This window comes from Mucilaginibacter sp. P2_A5, assembly GCF_056404995.1.
Genome location: NZ_JBFUCY010000041.1, coordinates 1 through 17,113, shown reverse-complemented (window position 1 = coordinate 17,113; position 17,113 = coordinate 1). Strand labels below are relative to the sequence as shown.

The following is a 17,113-nucleotide window of genomic DNA, read 5'->3' as shown; positions in this document are numbered from 1 at the left end:
TAGTTTCAATGCTTGATATTTAGCTTCATCAACCCAATGTCATCTCTCTACTATTAATTGACATATCGGGAAAAGTCGATATATCTTTGTGCTATGGATCAGTTAGAGATTTTTAAGGCGCTATCAAACAAAACCCGGCTGCAAATTTTGCAATGGCTTAAAGAGCCCGAAGTCAATTTTCCCTCCCAGCAGGAATATGGGTTTACCAACGGTGTTTGCGTTGGTCAAATTCAGGCCAAGGCGGGGTTAACACAATCTACCGTATCAGAATACCTGGCACTAATGCAGCGCACCGGCCTGGTTACCGCTACCCGCGTTGGCCAATGGACTTACTACAAACGAAACGAAGAAGCCTTCACCGCCCTCAGCAAACTGATTGAATCGGAATTATAATTAAGCATTTACAAAACACAAACTATAACATGAGCACTAATAACACCTTGTTCAGGCCGTTCAGCCTGAAATCATTAAATATCAAAAACCGCATTGTAATGGCGCCCATGACGCGTTCATTCTCGCCAAACGGTGTACCTACAGCCGATGTTGCCGCCTATTACCGCAAACGCGCCGAAGGCGAAGTGGGCTTGATACTGTCCGAAGGCACGGTTATAGACCGGGTATCGTCGTCAAACGATGCCAACATTCCCCATTTTTATGGTACCGAAGCTTTGGCCGGCTGGCAAAATGTAATTAACGGTGCGCATGCAGCTGGCGGCGCCATGGGTCCGCAGATCTGGCATATGGGCATTATGGATAACCACCGCTCGGGCTGGGTGCCATCGCAGCCATTTGAGGGGCCGTCGGGTTTAAACAGACCGGGCAATACCAATGGCAACGCCATGACCGATGCTGATATTGCCGATACCATTGCCGCATTTGGCCGCGCTGCAGCCGATGCCAAAAGATTAGGCTTTGACTGTGTTGAAATTCATGGTGCCCACGGCTACCTCATCGACCAGTTTTTTTGGGATGGCACCAACCAACGCACCGACATTTATGGCGGTAAAACCCTGCCCGAACGCAGCCGTTTTGCAGTTGAAGTAATTAATGAAGTAAGGAAACAGGTTGGCGAGGATTTTGCCATCATCATTCGCCTGTCGCAATGGAAACCTGCCGACTATAACAACCTGCTTGCCAAAACCCCGCAGGAACTGGAAGCCTGGTTAAACCCGATGGCCGATGCCGGCGTGGATATTTTCCATTGCTCGCAGCGCCGTTTCTGGGAAACCGACTTTGAAGGTTCGGATTTAAACTTTGCCGGCTGGGCCAAAAAAGTAACGGGTAAAGCAACCATTACCGTTGGCTCTGTTGGTTTAGATGGCGAATTCCTGGCCGCCTTTGGTGGCGCAAGCTCAAACCCAAGCTCGTTAGATGAACTGCTGCGCCGTATGGACCGTGGCGATTTTGACCTGGTAGCCGTTGGCCGCCCGCTATTGGCCGATCCGCGCTGGGCGCAAAAAATCCGCGATAACCGCACCGAAGAGCTGAAGGGATTTAGCAAAGAAGCTTTGATGGAGCTGGTGTAAACGAAGTCATCCTAAGTGGAAAAATTTCATGAAGCGCTGAAGGGGGAATGACGTATATCGCATGGCGGCGAAGACTCACCCGGCGAGGCTGCGCCCGCCACCCTCTCTTCACCTGCGGTGTAAAGAGGGGCTTGAACGCTGAATATCAAATTATAATCAAAAAAATAAATAATAAAATTTCAAGCCCCTCTTTCCGGCGAAGCCGAAGAGAGGGTGGCGGGCGCAGCCTCGCCGGGTGAGTATTAGCCAGCGTTCAAACCTAATGTTTGTGTAACACAGAATTTTTAGAAACAAAATTTTTATCTCCCAATAAAATGATTTCAATACCTAAAACTCAATAGGCGGTTTGTTTACCTTTGTGACGATCGAACACAATAATGTCTATCGGGATAAGGCCTATCACCGGTTTCAATTGGGGTCAAGCCGATTATATAAATTTATTTTTCAAATTTGTTTATGCCTAAATACATCTCACTGCGCATTTTTATAGCTGCCTTTTTCTTTTCGTATTCCTTAACTGTTTGCGCTCAGCAAAAAACCGCACCCGATTCTATCCGGAAAAAAATGCAATGGTTTGCCGATGCAAAACTTGGCATTTTCATTCATTGGGGCATTTACTCGGTAAATGGGGTTGATGAAAGCTGGAGCTTTCATAACAAAAAAATAAGTTATAAAAGTTATATGGAGCAGCTAAAAGGTTTTACGGCTTCCCGGTATAACCCGGGGCAATGGGCCGGTTTAATTAAGCAAAGCGGGGCCCGCTACGCCGTTATTACTACCAAGCATCACGACGGCTTTGCGCTATGGCCCACAAAGCAGCATCATTTCAACGTGGTGGATAATTCGCCTGCAAAAAAAGATGTATTAAAACCTTTTTATGATGCTTTGGATAAAGAAGGGATCAAACGCGGCGCTTACTTTTCTTTGATAGATTGGAGCCATGCTGATTACCCCGGTTTTTTAAAAGACAGCAGCCGGTATAAAGTTGCCGATGAGCCTGAGCGCTGGCAACGGTTTCAGCATTTTTTTCAATCGCAAATTGACGAGGTAAATAAAGCATATAAACCCGACTTGTGGTGGTTTGATGGCGACTGGGAGCACAGCGCTGCCGAATGGCAGGCTGAAAAAGTAAGGAAACAAATTTTAACCCTTAATCCGGCGGCTATCATTAATGGCCGGCTGCAAGGTTATGGCGATTACGAAACACCCGAACAAAACTTCCCGGTTAGCCGCCCCAACTTTAATTGGTGGGAGTTATGTATGACAACCAACAACAACTGGGGCTTTCATCCCGATGATATCAATTATAAAACTCCTTTTGAAGTTATCAGCATTTTTGTAGATGCGGTTAGCAACGGCGGCAATCTTTTATTAGATATTGGCCCCAAGGCCGATGGAACCATCCCCGCCGAACAGGTAAATATTTTAAAAGAGCTTGGAGCCTGGAACAAAAAAAATGGAGAAGCCATTTTTGGAACACTGCCAGGTTTGCCCCAGGGCCATTTTTACGGCCCTACCACCCTATCAAAAGACTCAACAACCATCTATCTTTTTTTACCGGGACAAACCGCCGGAAACATTATGCTGAAAGGATTGAAAAACACCATTAAAGATGTACAGGTAGTGGGAACAACCGCTCATTTACAGCCCAAAGTTGTTGGAAAAATTTCCTGGAGCCCGGTACCCGGCCTTGTTTTCATCAACGTACCCGACAAATATAAAGACCCCTACATAACCGTTATCAAACTACAATTAGACAAGCCTGTACAATTATACCATGGGCAGGGCGGGTTGTAAACCGGCATGCAGATATTGGGAAACACATCTAAATTGGGTTAACGTAACTTAAGGCATTTCAAATATATTTTTCATAAATATTTGACAATGAGTTATTTATATTTTATCATGCTTAACACAAAACTGATTGCGCAATTTAGGCGCATCCAAATATTTGTGCCTGTTGTTAACCAATACAAGTCACTTCGGCACCCCGATCATTTAACCAGGATCAGCAATAAAAACAGGATATCGTTTGTCTTAATTCTTGATTCTTGCCTCTTGACACTCCTTCATGGCAATGCCTGCGGCCCGGGCTGTGCATTCATACGCGCACAGGGCGTTAGGCGCCGGGCCGGTATCCATTTCCATCCCTATTGCGGGGGCTGGAGGTGCTAAAACGATCTGGCATTGATATGGATTCGGAATGTCCCTTCAGGGTCTCTCGCCTGCGACAGAAAATCATTGACAGGTGGTATAGTTAATCATTTTTCTTTGCGATGTTAAGGAGAGTTCTGTCACCATCCCTCAATCCGCCTTCAAATTCCTAACCGGATTCGCGATAGCTGCTTTAATAGATTGAAAACTAATAGTAATCAACGCGATAAACATTGCCACCAGGCCCGATGACACGAATACCCATACCGGGATATTAATACGATAGGCAAAATTTTGCAGCCAGTTGTGCATCAACCACCATGATACCGGCGATGCAATGAACAGGGCAATTACAATAAGCTTTATAAAATCCTGAGATAACAGGAGAGTAATGTTACTTACCGAGGCTCCCAAAACTTTGCGTACGCTGATTTCTTTTTTGCGCTGGGCAATGTTATAAGCCGACAGGCCCAACAGGCCAAGGCACGAGATGACGATGGCCACAATGGCAAAACAGATAAACAGTTTGCCAAACCGTTCCTGGGCTATGTACTGCTGGTTGTAGGCCTCATCCGCAAAAAAGTACACCAGCGGCACATCGGGCAGGATCTTTTTCCAGGTGGTTTCCAGTTTGCTTACGGTACCACGCACATCCGGCGATGTGATATCAATGGTGATATTGGTTAAATGGCTGGAATCAACCCGTATGGTTAACGGCTGAACGGTTTCTAAGAAGGAATGATTATGAAAATCTTTGATTACTCCAACAATCTCGCCGGTGTGGTTAAGCTGTTTAAAATGTTTACCAACGGCATCTTCGGGCTTTTTGAAGCCCAGGCTTTTTAACATGGACTGGTTAATGAGCATGGCTCTCATAGAATCGAGGGCTAAGTTTTTTTGAAACCCGCGCCCGGCAATCAGGTCGATATGGTATTGTTTCAGGAATACATCGTCGATGAAATAAACGTCGGGCCGTTGCTGTTGCTTTTCGCCTTTGCTGTTCTCAATCATGGTATTAAACTGGTTGTTTGACGTGCCGGGGATAGACGGTGACAGGCTAACCAAACCAACACCCGGAATGCCCATTAACTGCTGCCTTATCCCGTCGGTATGCTGGTTAATGCTATTGCTAAACTGGTAATCAATCACCAGCTTATGATCTTTTTGAAAACCCAGCTGCTGGTTTTGCATAAAGTTAAGCTGCATATACACAATGGTAGTAGCCAGTATGAGGAATATGGAAATACAAAACTGCGCCACCACCAACGACCGGCGCAACATAAGCCCCGTACCCGACGAGCCCGTTTTCCCTTTTAAGCTGCTGATGGGTTTAAAGCCCGATAAAAACAAAGCCGGGTACGCGCCGGATAATACGCCTACCACCACAGCCAGCGCCAACAGCCATAAAACATGTTGCAGGTTATGAAAAATACCATCGGCCACAATGGTGCCGGTTAGCTGATTAAACAAGGGCAATAACAGCGATGCAAACAGCAGGGCGATGATAAATGCAATTAAACAAAGTATTACGGCATCCATAAAAAACTGCAGCATCAGCTGGTATTTTGATGCCCCAGCACTTTACGCACGCCTATCTCTTTGGCCCTTTGCAATGAGAACGCGGTAGTGAGGTTAATGAAGTTAAAGCAGGCGATAAACAACACCAACATGGCTATGATAGCAATGATATACACATTGGTAATGCTGCCGCTGGCCGATGTACCTGTACGGTGCCCGCGCGGTTTGCCATATAAATAAACTTTTTTTAATGGCTCGATAGATAGCTGGTACTTAAAATCGGTTTGATCCATATTAGCCTTTACCATGGCCGGAAATTTGGCCTGCAAAGCCGCCGGCGACGCGCCGGGCCGCAATAAAAGATAGGTGTAAAAGCCGAAGCGGGTCCAGTGATTCCAGTTTTCATCAACCAAGGTTGAGATAGAAAAAATAACATCAACCCGCAGGTGCGAATTATATGGGATATCTTTCATAATGCCGGTTACCCTGCATTTGGCTTTGCCGTTGATGAGCATGGTTTGGCCCATGGGGTCGGCGTTGCCGAAGTATTTTTTGGCGGCGGTTTCTGATAGTACCACATCGCAGGGCGCATTAAAAAGGTGTTTAACATCGCCCCGCAGCAGCGGCCAGGAAAATATTTTAAAGGCCGACGAATCGGCATAGGCTACTTCTTCCTTCACCGCGTTGTCGGGGTTGCTTTGCAGGATCATATCGTCCATAAAAACCCTGGCCATATCTCTTACCTCGGGGAAGGCCGCTTTCATTGCCGGCCCCATGGGGGTTGATGCACTTTCGTAATTGATACCTACCGGCGTTTTTACATCGGTTACCAGGCGGTAAATATTATTGGCGTTTTGATTATAGCTATCGCGGTTTAATTCAAAATGGACATATAAAAATGCAAAAAAGCAAACGCAAATGCCGGTGGCAAGGCCAATGATGTTAATGAAGGAAAAAACTTTATTTTTCCACAAGTATCTTAACGTGGTTTTGAAGTAGTTTTTGAGCATGGGCAGGTGCGTTTGGGTAGATGAAATAATACAAACCCTAAAATAGGATTATTTATTTTAACCACCTCATTGAGTATAAACGCGGCTTTGGAGTTACGACTGGCTTTGTACAGCCGCTGGGTTTTCTACGAGAAGTACCGCAGGGGCGACGGAAAAACAGCCCCTTAATCATTTAAATACTTCAAGGCTATCCGGAACAACAGTTGTATTGCAGGGTGGAAACAAAAAAACGGTTCCATCGCCGATTGTGCCGCTGTTTGACATTAGCCTGAATTTACATTCGGACCGGGACAGCCAACTTCGATGCTGTGTTGAATCTATTAAACATAGTTCAATGTCATACGCTGGCTTACCTTGGTGAACCCTGCTGTCAAGTTCTTTAATGATGATTGATTTATCATGCTGCAGAAAATAAAAACGATCTTTATCAACAGGCAAATCTGTTGTTGGTCGCTTTAAATCGTTTTCTATTTCTTCGCTAAAAACGGGTACGCTTTCGTTCCCTCTGATTACAAGAACGCTGTCCCATGTAAAACTGGTTATCGCAGCAAGGTCGAATTTGTTGTCATTCTTATTTTTTATCGCATTGACCTGCCCTTCGTCAATGGCATTGTAGAACTTTTTTTCGAAATTGTCGCAGCCTGATAATATTAAGGGGAAAAGAAGTAATACAGGCAATAAACGTTTCATTAAATGTGGTTATTTGGCGGCATAATTTACCAAATCTTCGCACTTATTGGAGTGGTTTCCCCCAACAAAATGCGAGTAGTATAATTCAGCAACGAGTTGAATATTTTTTTCTCTCCCGCGTAAGGGATAGCAGCGAATACCGGCCACGCGCCTAATGCCTGAGGCCGTATAAGCGTATAGCCCGACACCACTTCTACCAGCGGTGTTACGCCATAATCATTATCGCCCGCATAGTTCAATTAAACCCTTTCTTCACCTCCCAGGAAAAGAATAGCGCGTTTCCGCGGCTCTTTTAATAGTCGAAATCTATGGAAGACAACAGCAACAAAGGGAAAGGGGAGCGATCTGTGAGGACGCGGATCGTCGAGAACCTTTTTGCTAAATTGTTCCCCGAAAAATAAAAGTTCATCAAACCCCTCCCTGCCTTTGCCCGCATTTCCATCGCGCCGCTCCCGAGGGAGGGAATTGGGAAAAAGCGATTTTGGAAATAGGAACAATACTTAATTTACCACCTTCACCGGCACCGCAGCAGCCCAAACCGCCTTCCTGTCGTGCGTTTTAGCAAATTGCTTTTTGAAAAAATTGCCATCAGCCTTCACCTTGCCGGTAAAGGCCATTTTTCCGTTTACTATTATTTTTACTTCTTTGGTTATATCAACCATTTGTGGGCTTATTAAAACTTCAAAAGTGGTTACCCGCGAGGTGTAAATTTCAAATACGTTGTTATTGTAAGTCCCTTTTATAGCGGCGCTGGGGTTATAATCGTAATTGTTTCTGTTATACCAGGTCTTGTTGATTTTATTGTAACTGTTTACAAAATAAGATTTGTGCCACCCGGCTGTAGGTAAGGCAAGGTTCCAATTATTGATGACGAGCCAATCGCAGCTATTAAAGATATGGCTGCCGGTTTCCCAGAACACGGTATGGGGGTATGGGTTCCGCCCGGTGTTTTTTATAAATTCGAGGGCGTTGGGATAGTCCAGATCCAGGTGTTTATCAAAGTGCTGGTAACCATAGTATTCCTTATATTTAACGTTTACCTTTAACGAATCGAGCACTTTAATAATTGCCCTTGCCTGTTCAATGGGGCGTATATCGTCCTTATCAGAATGAGCAGCATGCAGCGGCCGGTTGGTAGCATTGGGCAGGTAAAGATCATTGGCAAAAATATTGGTCAACATAGAATTATAGCACAAAAAACCTGCAAAAGGCGTAGCATCATATAAATCAAGCGCGAAGACACCATCCGACCCATCAGAATGCCCCATTGCAAAAACCTTATCATCGTTGATATTTACCGATCGTTTAACTTCATTAATGATATTGAGCAGTGTTTTAAAAGTGAGATTATCCCCGGGCCTCCATTCGTTAACCACCCAGCTGAACTTTTTGGTTGCATCGCCATAAGGCATAATAATGATGTTGCCTGTTTTACACAATTTGCCAATAAAGGGATCGTCGTCGGCCTCGGTGGCCTTATGCTGTCCCATGGCATCGCTAAAATGGGATGCCCCAACAGCGCCGTGCAGCAATAAAACCAGCGGCGTTGCCACCGATGGGTCATACGTTTGGGGGATAAACAACCTGAAGGGCACCGCGCCAAAAACAGAATCGTTGATGGTAAAAATGTGCATATCCCGGTATTCCCTGAGTAAAGGAAAATGGCTGTGGCCGAGGTCGGCAGGCTTGCCGTTTTTCAACAGCTTATCTAAATCGCTTTTAGGAATGCTGTTAAAGTCGGTCACCTGGGCAAATGCCGGGGCCGTAAATAACAAAAACAGGATAGTAATAAGGCGGTAATATTTTAACACAGGTAATTTTTTAATGTGTAACCATAGGGTAACTGCGTTGGTAAAATAGTTAATATTTGATGGAATGGCAAATGGGTGGGGGGGAGTAGCGGGTACGCTCCCAATGATATGGTTGGTGATCCTGTGATCCCGAGGTACGAAGGATCTATCAGCCAGGCATCACCGATAGAAAAGTTCGCGAATAAATCCTTCGTACATACCTATGACAAGTTGTAGAATCCCAGACTTACGAAGTTTTGAAAACTTCGTAAGTCTTTGCCGATTTGTCATTTCCCCCTTCAGAGTTCCGGGATCCTACAAGACAGGTGACCCGCATGAAGTACACTTAGCATGTGGGGTGCCGAAACAAGTTCGGCACGACATTGGGGATTAAATCGTTGTCATTTCCCCTTCAGAATCCGCGGATTTTAATGCTCAAGCATGACAATCGATACGAAGATGATATTTTACCTTCCAGAATCCACGGATTTTATCACTCAAGGCAACAATTCAAGTCTTAACTCTTGATTCTTGACTCTTAATTCTATTTCCCGCCGCCCATGCCTAATTTCCTTTCGTAATCCTTAAACTGCGCATCAAATTTGGCATTGAGTTGTGGCTGCTTGTAGTTTTTGGTGAATTCTACCAAACCATTCAGCATCGACATCGAGTATTGGATATCGCGGCTCTCTAGTGTGGTATCGCCGCTTTGCAGCAATGTTAAATTATAAGCCAGGAGGTTGGTTACGTAGGCATCAACCAGGTTGGCCAGTTTGTTGGCCATTTGGGTCTCGCCCAGGCGATAGGCCGTTTCTATCAGGTAAAATTTACGAATGGCTATCTCGGTATTGGGGATAGTTTCGGGCATTACCTCGTCATATTTTTTTAATGCGTTTTTAGCCAGGTCGGGCTTTCCTTCCTTTAGCAGGTTATCGGCCAGGCTGGCGTATAGCCTTGATATCAGCGGGTAAAACATGGTGTTTGATTCATGATCAAGGTAATTGGCCGTTTTCATGTTACCCCATTTGTATTGGGTCATCATGTTGTGGTACATAGCGGGGGTGTTCATCAAATCGGCCTGGTTTGCAGCGGTATCTGCCTTTAATGGCAACAAGCGGTTGGCAAAACCCTCGCTGTACAGGTATTTACCAAGGCCCATCAGGTTATCGTCAGGCACGGTTGTGGCAAAATATATCGGCCTTTTCCAGTTATTGTGGGCCAAAATATCCATCATGGCCAAAATATCCTTGGTTACATATTTGCCATTAAATGTCCAGTCCATCTCTGGTGTTATCTGATCTTTTTTGGCGGCGGGCAGGGTTCCGGTTTTTACCACGTCGTCTGCATTAACCGTAATTTTGAAATTTTTGGTTGGTAAGTAGTTGCCCATTTCGCCATTACCATATTCGGCCATCGCTTCCTTTTCATCCGACGTAATAAAATCAAATACCTCTTTTAATTCGGTTGAGCCGGGCAGGTTTTTATCGCTTAAATAAACTACATCGCGTACACCGGCTTTAAATTTATCGTCGGGCATAGTAATAGGCAAAGGCTCCGATTGGTTCATTTTATGTTTCATGCCACGGATATACCAATCGGTACCCAGCAGGCTTAAATTTACAATACGTACATCGGGCCGTACGTTTTCAACTTCCTGTATATACCAAAGCGGATAGGTATCATTATCGGCATAAGTAAACAAAATGGCATTGGGCGCACAGGAGTTAAGGTAGTTATAAGCCATATCATGAGGCGTAAGCTTTGCCGACCGGTTATGATCGTCCCACTCCTGGCTGGCCATTAATATGGGCGCGGCCAGTAAACAAACCACGGTGGCAATAATACCGCTGGTTTTAGCATTAATTACCTTCCTTAAAAGGTCGGCTATGCCCATAACACCAAGGCCAATCCAAATGGCAAAGGCGTAAAACGACCCTGCATAGGCGTAATCACGTTCGCGTGGCTGCAGTGGGTCCTGGTTAAGGTAAAGCACAATGGCAAGGCCGGTAAAAAAGAAGAGTACCAATACCACACCGGCGTTTCGCTGGTCGCTTTTAAAGTGGAAGAATAAGCCCACCAGGCCAATAATCAGCGGTAAAAAGTACAGGCGGTTATAGCTTTTGCTTTGGGTAACCTCGGCAGGTAAGGGTTTACTAAAATTCCAGCCGCTTATCCAGTTGCCGTCTGCGCCGCTGTTGCTGGTTTGGCCATCAAGATCATTGGTGCGGCCAACAAAATTCCACAGGAAATAGCGGGTATACATCTGGTTAACCTGCCAGGTGCCAAAAAAGCCCAGGTTGGTGGCAAAGGTTGGATGTTCGCCTTCGCCCAGTTTACTCCATGCGCGGTAAAATTGTGCATGGCCTCCCTTATCGCTAAACATCCGGGGGAAAATAGTATTGCGGTCATAAACCGTTGTTAGTTTTTTGCCTGCAACCTCGTATTGTGTTTTACCGCGGCGATAAATTTTAGCGCCTTCGGTTTGCTCGGTAGGGGTAGAATCAAAAAACTGGCCGTATAACAGTGGTGTATCACCGTATTGATCGCGGTTTAAATAGCTGTTGAGTGCAAATGCATCCTGCGGATCGCTGTTATTAAGGTTAGGGTCGGCCTTGGCGCGCACTACTATCATTACAAACGAGCTGTAGCCAAACAGGATAAACAGCAGGCACACAAAAAAGCTGTTAAGTGCAAAACGTTTTTCGCGAATTTTGATCACATACTCCAGCAGGGCCAAAATCCCTATGCCTATAACTGCACCAATAATGCCGGCGCTGATACCCAGTGCCAATATGAAGCAGGCCGCAGATGCTATAATGGCAACCTGCGATTGTTTAATAGTATAATAAATGCCAAAAGCAATGGTGCCGATAAGCAAAACAAAAAATGCTATGGCGCCGCTGCCGAAGCCCATCCCGAGGGTGTTTACAAAAAACAGATCGGAGAAAGCCGCGCCTTTAACAGTAAACTGGATAACGCCCCATAATACAAAAGCTACCGATACCACACCCGCAAAAAATGCCAGCAGGGTACCCTGAACGGTGATGGCTTTTGCCTTGCGGAAATAGATTACTAATGCTATTGCAGGTATTACCAACAGGTTTAACAGGTGGATGCCTATAGAGAGGCCCATGATGTAGGCGATAAACACAATCCAGCGGTTGGCGTTGGGCTCATCGGCATGGGCATCCCATTTTAAGATGGCCCAGAATACTACTGCCGTACACAGGGATGATTGCGCGTAAACTTCAGATTCCACCGCCGAAAACCAGAAAGTATCTGACCAGGTATAGGCCAGCGCGCCTACCAGTCCCGAACCTATGATAATGATCAGGTTGGTAATATTAAGGTCTTCAGCTTTTTTAACCAGTATTTTTTTGGCAAGCGCGGTAACTGTCCAAAATAAAAACAGGATGGTTGCGCCGCTGGAAATGGCCGATGCCATATTGGCCCAATAGGCTACTTTGGTGTTATCGCCCATGGATAGCAATGTAAACACTTTACCTATCATGGTAAATAACGGAGCCCCGGGCTGGTGGGCTACCTGCATGCGGAAGATACAGGCTATAAATTCGCCGCAATCCCAAAAACTGGCCGATGGCTCAAGCGTTAAAATGTAGGTTACCGTAGCGATAATACCGGCTATCCAGCCAAAAATATTGTTGATCTTATTGTAATTCATATCAGGTACTTTCGATGCAAAAGGCTTAATTGAGCCGAAATTAGTAAAAAACTATTATGATGCCGAAACCAAAAGCCTCCTGTTGATTCTTTTTAACTGTTTTTAACTGTAAAACAGGCTTGTAAATACTTTTTTCAAATTCTGTTTTGAGAGTTAAAAAATCGTCTTATATTTGCATTCCTTTTCGGAGAATAAAACATCCAGGGAGATTGCCTGATAGTATAATGGTAGTACGACGGTTTTTGGTACCGTTTGTCTAGGTTCGAATCCTGGTCGGGCAACAAGAAATTTCGGATTTCGAATTTTTGATTTCGGATTTATTCCGTTTTAGAAAATCGAGGTCCGAATTGTATTTTAGGGGGGTATTGACGGGGCTGTTAATTTTATAATGTAGCGATAAGCAACTGAAAATTAACCAAATCCGAAATGCAACATCCGAAATTCAAAATTCAAAAAAATGCCATTACAATTTAATCCGGTTAAATTATTTGCAGGTTCGGGCTCAAAAGCACTGGCGCAAAAAATTGCTGAAGCCTATGGCCGCGAATTGGGCGATGTAGTACTTTCACGTTTTAGTGATGGCGAATTTCAACCACATTTTAATGAAACTGTAAGGGGATGCGATGTATTCCTGATACAAAGTACCCACCAGCCTACCGATAACCTGATGGAATTGCTGATGATGATTGATGCCGCCCGCCGTGCATCATCACATTATGTAAACGCCGTTATCCCGTATTTTGGTTTGGCACGTCAAGACAGGAAAGATAAACCCCGTGTAGCTATAAGCGCTAAGCTGGTAGCCAATTTACTGGTTGCTGCCGGTATTAACCGCATTATGACCATGGATTTGCACGCAGCGCAGATACAGGGATTTTTTGATGTTCCGGTTGATCACCTGGATGCTTCTATTATTTTTGTGCCTTACATCAAAAGCCTTGGCCTTGGTAATTTAACCATTGCATCGCCGGATATGGGCGGCTCATACAGGGCGCGCAGTTTTGCCAAGTTTTTTAATGCCGAGGTTGTAATTTGCGACAAACGCCGTAAACGCGCCAACGAAATTGAATCAATGACCTTGATTGGCGACGTAACCGACCAGGACATTGTATTGATTGATGATATTTGCGATACCGCCGGTACACTGGCCAAAGCAGCCGGTTTAATTATGGAACGCGGTGCACGCAGCGTACGCGCGGTTTGTACACATCCTGTATTATCTGGTAAAGCTTACGAAACCATCGAAAACTCGGTATTAACCGAACTGATAGTTACCGATACTATACCATTGAAATACGAAAGCCCCAAAATAAAAGTACTATCAACTGCTGAATTGTTTGCAAAAGCCATAAGCAATGTAAATGAACACGGCTCGATAAGCCAGCTGTTTAGGGTAGATTGATAGCCTCACCTAAATCCTCTCCAAAGGAGAGGACTTGGAATAAATGAGGTTTAGCAACTTGAATAAAAATATCCTTATTAAGCCCTCTCCTTTGGAGAGGGTTGGGTGAGGCTTAACAATAAATAATAAAATAAAAAACAAATGAAATCAATTGCTATTAGCGGTTCTCTAAGAGAGAACGTAGGGAAAAGAGACGCTAAAGAGCTGCGTTATGAGGGCTTAGTGCCTGCAGTTCTTTACGGTGGGCCAACCCAAACCCACTTTTCAGTGTCCGCAGCTGATTTGAGAGCCGTAGTTTACACTCCGGTTGTTCATTTCATCGATCTTGACGTTGCTGGTGTTAAATCACAGGCTATTATTAAAGATTTGCAGTTTCACCCTTTAACTGAACAAATTATCCACGTAGACTTTTTGTTGCTTGACGAGAAAAAGCCTATCACTATCGAAATCCCTGTTAAATTAACCGGAACTTCGCCAGGTGTTAAAGTGGGTGGTAAATTAGTTCAAAAACTAAGGAAACTGCGCATCAAGGCATTGCCTAAAGATCATTTAGATGCTATTGAAGTAAGCATTGCAGCTTTGGAAGTTGGTAAATCAGTAAAAGTGGCCGAAATTAAATTGCCAAACTTAACTATTACCAATGCACAGGAAGATACTATCGTATCTGTAACCACTTCACGTGCATTACGCCAGGCTGAGCAGGAAGCTGCTTCAGGTAAAAAATAATTTTTTTATCTCTTGGTAAAAAGAAACGCGATTGGGCTTTGCCTGGTCGCGTTTCTTTTTAGTATGGATTTTAAACGAATGTCCTGTCGTTCTTAAATTGACTGTTTTAGTCGAATGTAAGTTCTAAATAAGAAACAGCAAAACATGACTTGAGACTTCCGACTAAAGACTGTTGACTTAACATCGGCTGTTTGAATTTTGTAATATTTGGTTTGATACTTATAACCGTATGGTTAACTGTTGTATTACATTTGTAGTAACAAAAACATATTACCTATGGAATACAGAAATTTAGGAAGCACCGGCGAAAAGCTATCTGCCATTGGCTTAGGCTGTATGGGCATGAGTTTCGCTTACGGCCCTACAGACAATGAAGAATCATTAGCCACGCTTAACCTGGCGCTCGATCTGGGCATCAACTTTTGGGATACTGCCGATATGTACGCCAACGGCAAAAACGAAGAGCTGATAGCGAAAGTACTGAAACAAAACCGCGACAAAGTATTTATCGCCACCAAGTTTGGTTTCAGGGTGAGGGATGTAAACGCCCCTTATGTGGGCAGCGGCAGCGCCAATGTATATTTTGATGCCTCGCCCGCTTATATGAAAACTGCGGTTGAGCAAAGCCTCAAACGGTTAAATATCGATACCATCGATTTATACTACGCGCATCGCATCGACCCCAATGTACCTGTGGAAGAAATGGTAGGGGCGATGGCCGAATTGGTTAAGGAAGGAAAAGTACGCTATCTTGGTTTATCAGAAGCATCTGCAGCAAGTATCCGGAAGGCACATGCGGTTCACCCGATTGCTGCATTGCAAAGCGAATACTCCTTGCTCACCCGCGATGTAGAGAATGAAATACTACCGGTATTGCGCGAACTGAACATATCGCTGGTGCCTTATAGCCCGCTTGCCCGTGGTTTGGTTACCAATACAATAAGTAAGGACGGCCTGGCCGATGGCGATTTCCGTAAAACACTGCCCCGTTTTAACGAAGAAAACTGGGATAATAACCAAAAGCTGGCTGAGGCATTTGCCGGCCTGGCACAGCAAAAAAATGCTACGCCCGCACAGTTAGCTTTGGCCTGGGTACTGGCACAGGGGGGTGATATTATACCCATCCCCGGCACCAAAAAACGCAAATACCTGCAGGAAAACGCCGGTGCGGTTGATGTGAAATTATCAGCTGCCGATTTACAGGAAATAACCGGCCTGTTAAAAAAGTATCCCGATACCGGCCAGCGTTACGGCGAGGCATCATTAAAGATGACCAATCTGTAATTTTATTTAACCGTGTTTTATTCTTATCGAGATATCAGACCATGAAGGATCATCACTATAAAACCGCCATTACCTGGACGGGCAACACCGGCGCCGGAACTAAAGATTATAGGTCATATGAACGTGCTCATACCATTAGCGTAAATGGTAAGCAGGACATTCCGGGCTCGTCTGACCCGGCTTTCAGGGGTGATAAATCCCGCTATAACCCCGAAGATCTGTTGCTTTCGTCAGTAGCAGCCTGCCACATGTTATGGTACCTGCATCTATGTTCGGCGGCGGGCGTGGTGGTGACCGCGTATGAAGATAGGGCAGAAGGTACTATGGTTGAAACCAGCGATGGCGGCGGCTATTTTACCGAAGTAATATTAAAGCCGGTGATCACTCTCAAAGAAGCTGCCATGCAGACGAAAGCCGATGAACTGCACCACGAGGCTAACAAATTGTGCTTTATAGCCAACTCCGTAAAATTTCCGGTTTTGCACAAGGCGGAGTACAGGACGGAGGAATAAAACCGAGGGGTTGCAAGAGCATGAGCCGATTAAATAGTTAATCGGCTCATGACTTATAGTTGGCAGCTTGCAAAATTGCTTGAGTTTGATTGTTATGACGCATAATTGCGTCTTCCGCGTGCAAATCACAAATCCTGAATGTCCTGTGGGTGACCGCATACTGGGGATTAGTTTCTTCACAAAGAAGCAGCGTTTCCAATTACACGTACATTATTCACCATATAAATTTAGTAAAGCGTACGGGATTCGAACCCGTGATGACTACATTGAAAGTGTAGCGACTTAACCAGCTTGTCCAACGCTTCATTTTTTGCCAAATGAAAGGCTTTAATACTTAGTAAAGCGTACGGGATTCGAACCCGTGATGGCTACATTGAAAGTGTAGCGACTTAACCAGCTTGTCCAACGCTTCATTTTTTGCCAAATGAAAGGCTTTAATACTTAGTAAAGCGTACGGGATTCGAACCCGTGATGGCTACATTGAAAGTGTAGCGACTTAACCAACTTGTCCAACGCTTCATTTTTGCCAAATGAAAGGCTTTAATACTTTGTAAAGCGTACGGGATTCGAAGGATCAAGCCGTATTTCTGGGGGAAGATCAGTTTAAGCATATATTTTAGCGAGCCTGAAGAGGAAAAAGGTAGTATCTCTAACACCTCTTGAAGTAGCCCTGAATGCTTTGATCTTGGCGTTGAATGATTCTGCTGAGGCATTGGTACTTCTGTTGTTAAAGAAGTTCAGGATCGATTCATAATGCGTTTGTACAGACCTTGCCACCGTTTTAAAAGCATCTATTCCCGACTCTTCCACATCGTTATA

General features: G+C 44.7%; 14 protein-coding genes and 4 tRNA genes. 9 read left to right on the top strand and 9 right to left on the bottom strand.

The window, feature by feature from the left end; genetic code table 11:
• Nucleotides 1-93 precede the first annotated feature (93 nt).
• From AC1DXF_RS26330 to AC1DXF_RS26315, 4 genes are all read left to right on the top strand, one after another.
• On the top strand, nucleotides 94-393 hold the full coding sequence (locus AC1DXF_RS26330; protein WP_477451674.1) for an ArsR/SmtB family transcription factor: 300 nt from the start codon (nucleotides 94-96) through the stop codon (nucleotides 391-393).
• A 29-nt stretch (nucleotides 394-422) separates the two neighbouring features.
• Nucleotides 423-1,526 carry an NADH:flavin oxidoreductase gene (locus AC1DXF_RS26325; RefSeq protein ID WP_477451673.1) on the top strand — a complete coding sequence of 368 codons (1,104 nt, stop codon included), beginning with the start codon at nucleotides 423-425 and terminating at the stop codon, nucleotides 1,524-1,526.
• A 456-nt stretch (nucleotides 1,527-1,982) separates the two neighbouring features.
• A complete protein-coding gene (locus AC1DXF_RS26320; protein WP_477451672.1) occupies nucleotides 1,983-3,323 on the top strand; it encodes an alpha-L-fucosidase in 1,341 nt (446 codons plus the stop codon).
• Between the two features lie 87 nt (nucleotides 3,324-3,410).
• Nucleotides 3,411-3,701, top strand: a complete 291-nt coding sequence (locus tag AC1DXF_RS26315) for an ATPase/DNA packaging protein (protein ID WP_477451671.1) — start codon at nucleotides 3,411-3,413, stop codon at nucleotides 3,699-3,701.
• 129 nt (nucleotides 3,702-3,830) lie between these two features.
• Here the strand turns inward: AC1DXF_RS26315 and AC1DXF_RS26310 are convergent, their stop codons facing one another.
• From AC1DXF_RS26310 to AC1DXF_RS26290, 5 genes are all read right to left on the bottom strand, one after another.
• Nucleotides 3,831-5,234: an ABC transporter permease gene (locus tag AC1DXF_RS26310; RefSeq protein WP_477451670.1), complete on the bottom strand. Its 1,404-nt coding sequence runs from the start codon at nucleotides 5,232-5,234 to the stop codon at nucleotides 3,831-3,833.
• Nucleotides 5,234-6,208, bottom strand: a complete 975-nt coding sequence (locus AC1DXF_RS26305; protein WP_477451669.1) for an ABC transporter permease — start codon at nucleotides 6,206-6,208, stop codon at nucleotides 5,234-5,236. Before AC1DXF_RS26305 ends, AC1DXF_RS26310 begins: the two co-directional genes overlap by 1 nt.
• Nucleotides 6,209-6,376: 168 nt before the next feature.
• Nucleotides 6,377-6,898 carry a hypothetical protein gene (locus AC1DXF_RS26300; RefSeq protein ID WP_477451668.1) on the bottom strand — a complete coding sequence of 174 codons (522 nt, stop codon included), beginning with the start codon at nucleotides 6,896-6,898 and terminating at the stop codon, nucleotides 6,377-6,379.
• A 500-nt stretch (nucleotides 6,899-7,398) separates the two neighbouring features.
• Nucleotides 7,399-8,709, bottom strand: a complete 1,311-nt coding sequence (locus tag AC1DXF_RS26295; RefSeq protein WP_477451667.1) for a hypothetical protein — start codon at nucleotides 8,707-8,709, stop codon at nucleotides 7,399-7,401.
• A 523-nt stretch (nucleotides 8,710-9,232) separates the two neighbouring features.
• The gene (locus AC1DXF_RS26290; protein WP_477451666.1) at nucleotides 9,233-12,370 is read right to left on the bottom strand and encodes a glycosyltransferase family 117 protein; all 3,138 of its coding nucleotides are present in this window, start codon (nucleotides 12,368-12,370) and stop codon (nucleotides 9,233-9,235) included.
• A 210-nt stretch (nucleotides 12,371-12,580) separates the two neighbouring features.
• Here AC1DXF_RS26290 and AC1DXF_RS26285 point away from each other — a divergent pair.
• From AC1DXF_RS26285 to AC1DXF_RS26265, 5 genes are all read left to right on the top strand, one after another.
• Nucleotides 12,581-12,651, top strand: a tRNA-Gln gene (locus tag AC1DXF_RS26285).
• Nucleotides 12,652-12,827: 176 nt separating this feature from the next.
• Nucleotides 12,828-13,772 (top strand): ribose-phosphate pyrophosphokinase, encoded by a 945-nt coding sequence (locus tag AC1DXF_RS26280; protein WP_090651833.1) that lies wholly within the window; start codon nucleotides 12,828-12,830, stop codon nucleotides 13,770-13,772.
• Between the two features lie 141 nt (nucleotides 13,773-13,913).
• Nucleotides 13,914-14,498: a 50S ribosomal protein L25/general stress protein Ctc gene (locus tag AC1DXF_RS26275; protein ID WP_477451665.1), complete on the top strand. Its 585-nt coding sequence runs from the start codon at nucleotides 13,914-13,916 to the stop codon at nucleotides 14,496-14,498.
• Nucleotides 14,499-14,774: 276 nt separating this feature from the next.
• Complete coding sequence (locus AC1DXF_RS26270) at nucleotides 14,775-15,782, top strand: aldo/keto reductase (protein WP_477451664.1); 1,008 nt, start codon at nucleotides 14,775-14,777, stop codon at nucleotides 15,780-15,782.
• 41 nt (nucleotides 15,783-15,823) lie between these two features.
• Nucleotides 15,824-16,294 (top strand): OsmC family protein, encoded by a 471-nt coding sequence (locus AC1DXF_RS26265; protein ID WP_477451663.1) that lies wholly within the window; start codon nucleotides 15,824-15,826, stop codon nucleotides 16,292-16,294.
• A gap of 231 nt (nucleotides 16,295-16,525) precedes the next feature.
• On the opposite strand, the gene AC1DXF_RS26260 is transcribed toward AC1DXF_RS26265, so the two are convergent.
• From AC1DXF_RS26260 to AC1DXF_RS26245, 4 genes are all read right to left on the bottom strand, one after another.
• Nucleotides 16,526-16,599 (bottom strand) — tRNA-Glu (locus tag AC1DXF_RS26260).
• Between the two features lie 33 nt (nucleotides 16,600-16,632).
• Nucleotides 16,633-16,706: transfer RNA gene (locus tag AC1DXF_RS26255), tRNA-Glu, on the bottom strand.
• Between the two features lie 33 nt (nucleotides 16,707-16,739).
• Nucleotides 16,740-16,813 (bottom strand) — tRNA-Glu (locus tag AC1DXF_RS26250).
• An 84-nt stretch (nucleotides 16,814-16,897) separates the two neighbouring features.
• On the bottom strand, nucleotides 16,898-17,113 hold a 216-nt coding region (locus AC1DXF_RS26245; protein WP_477449268.1), incomplete at its 5' end, for a transposase.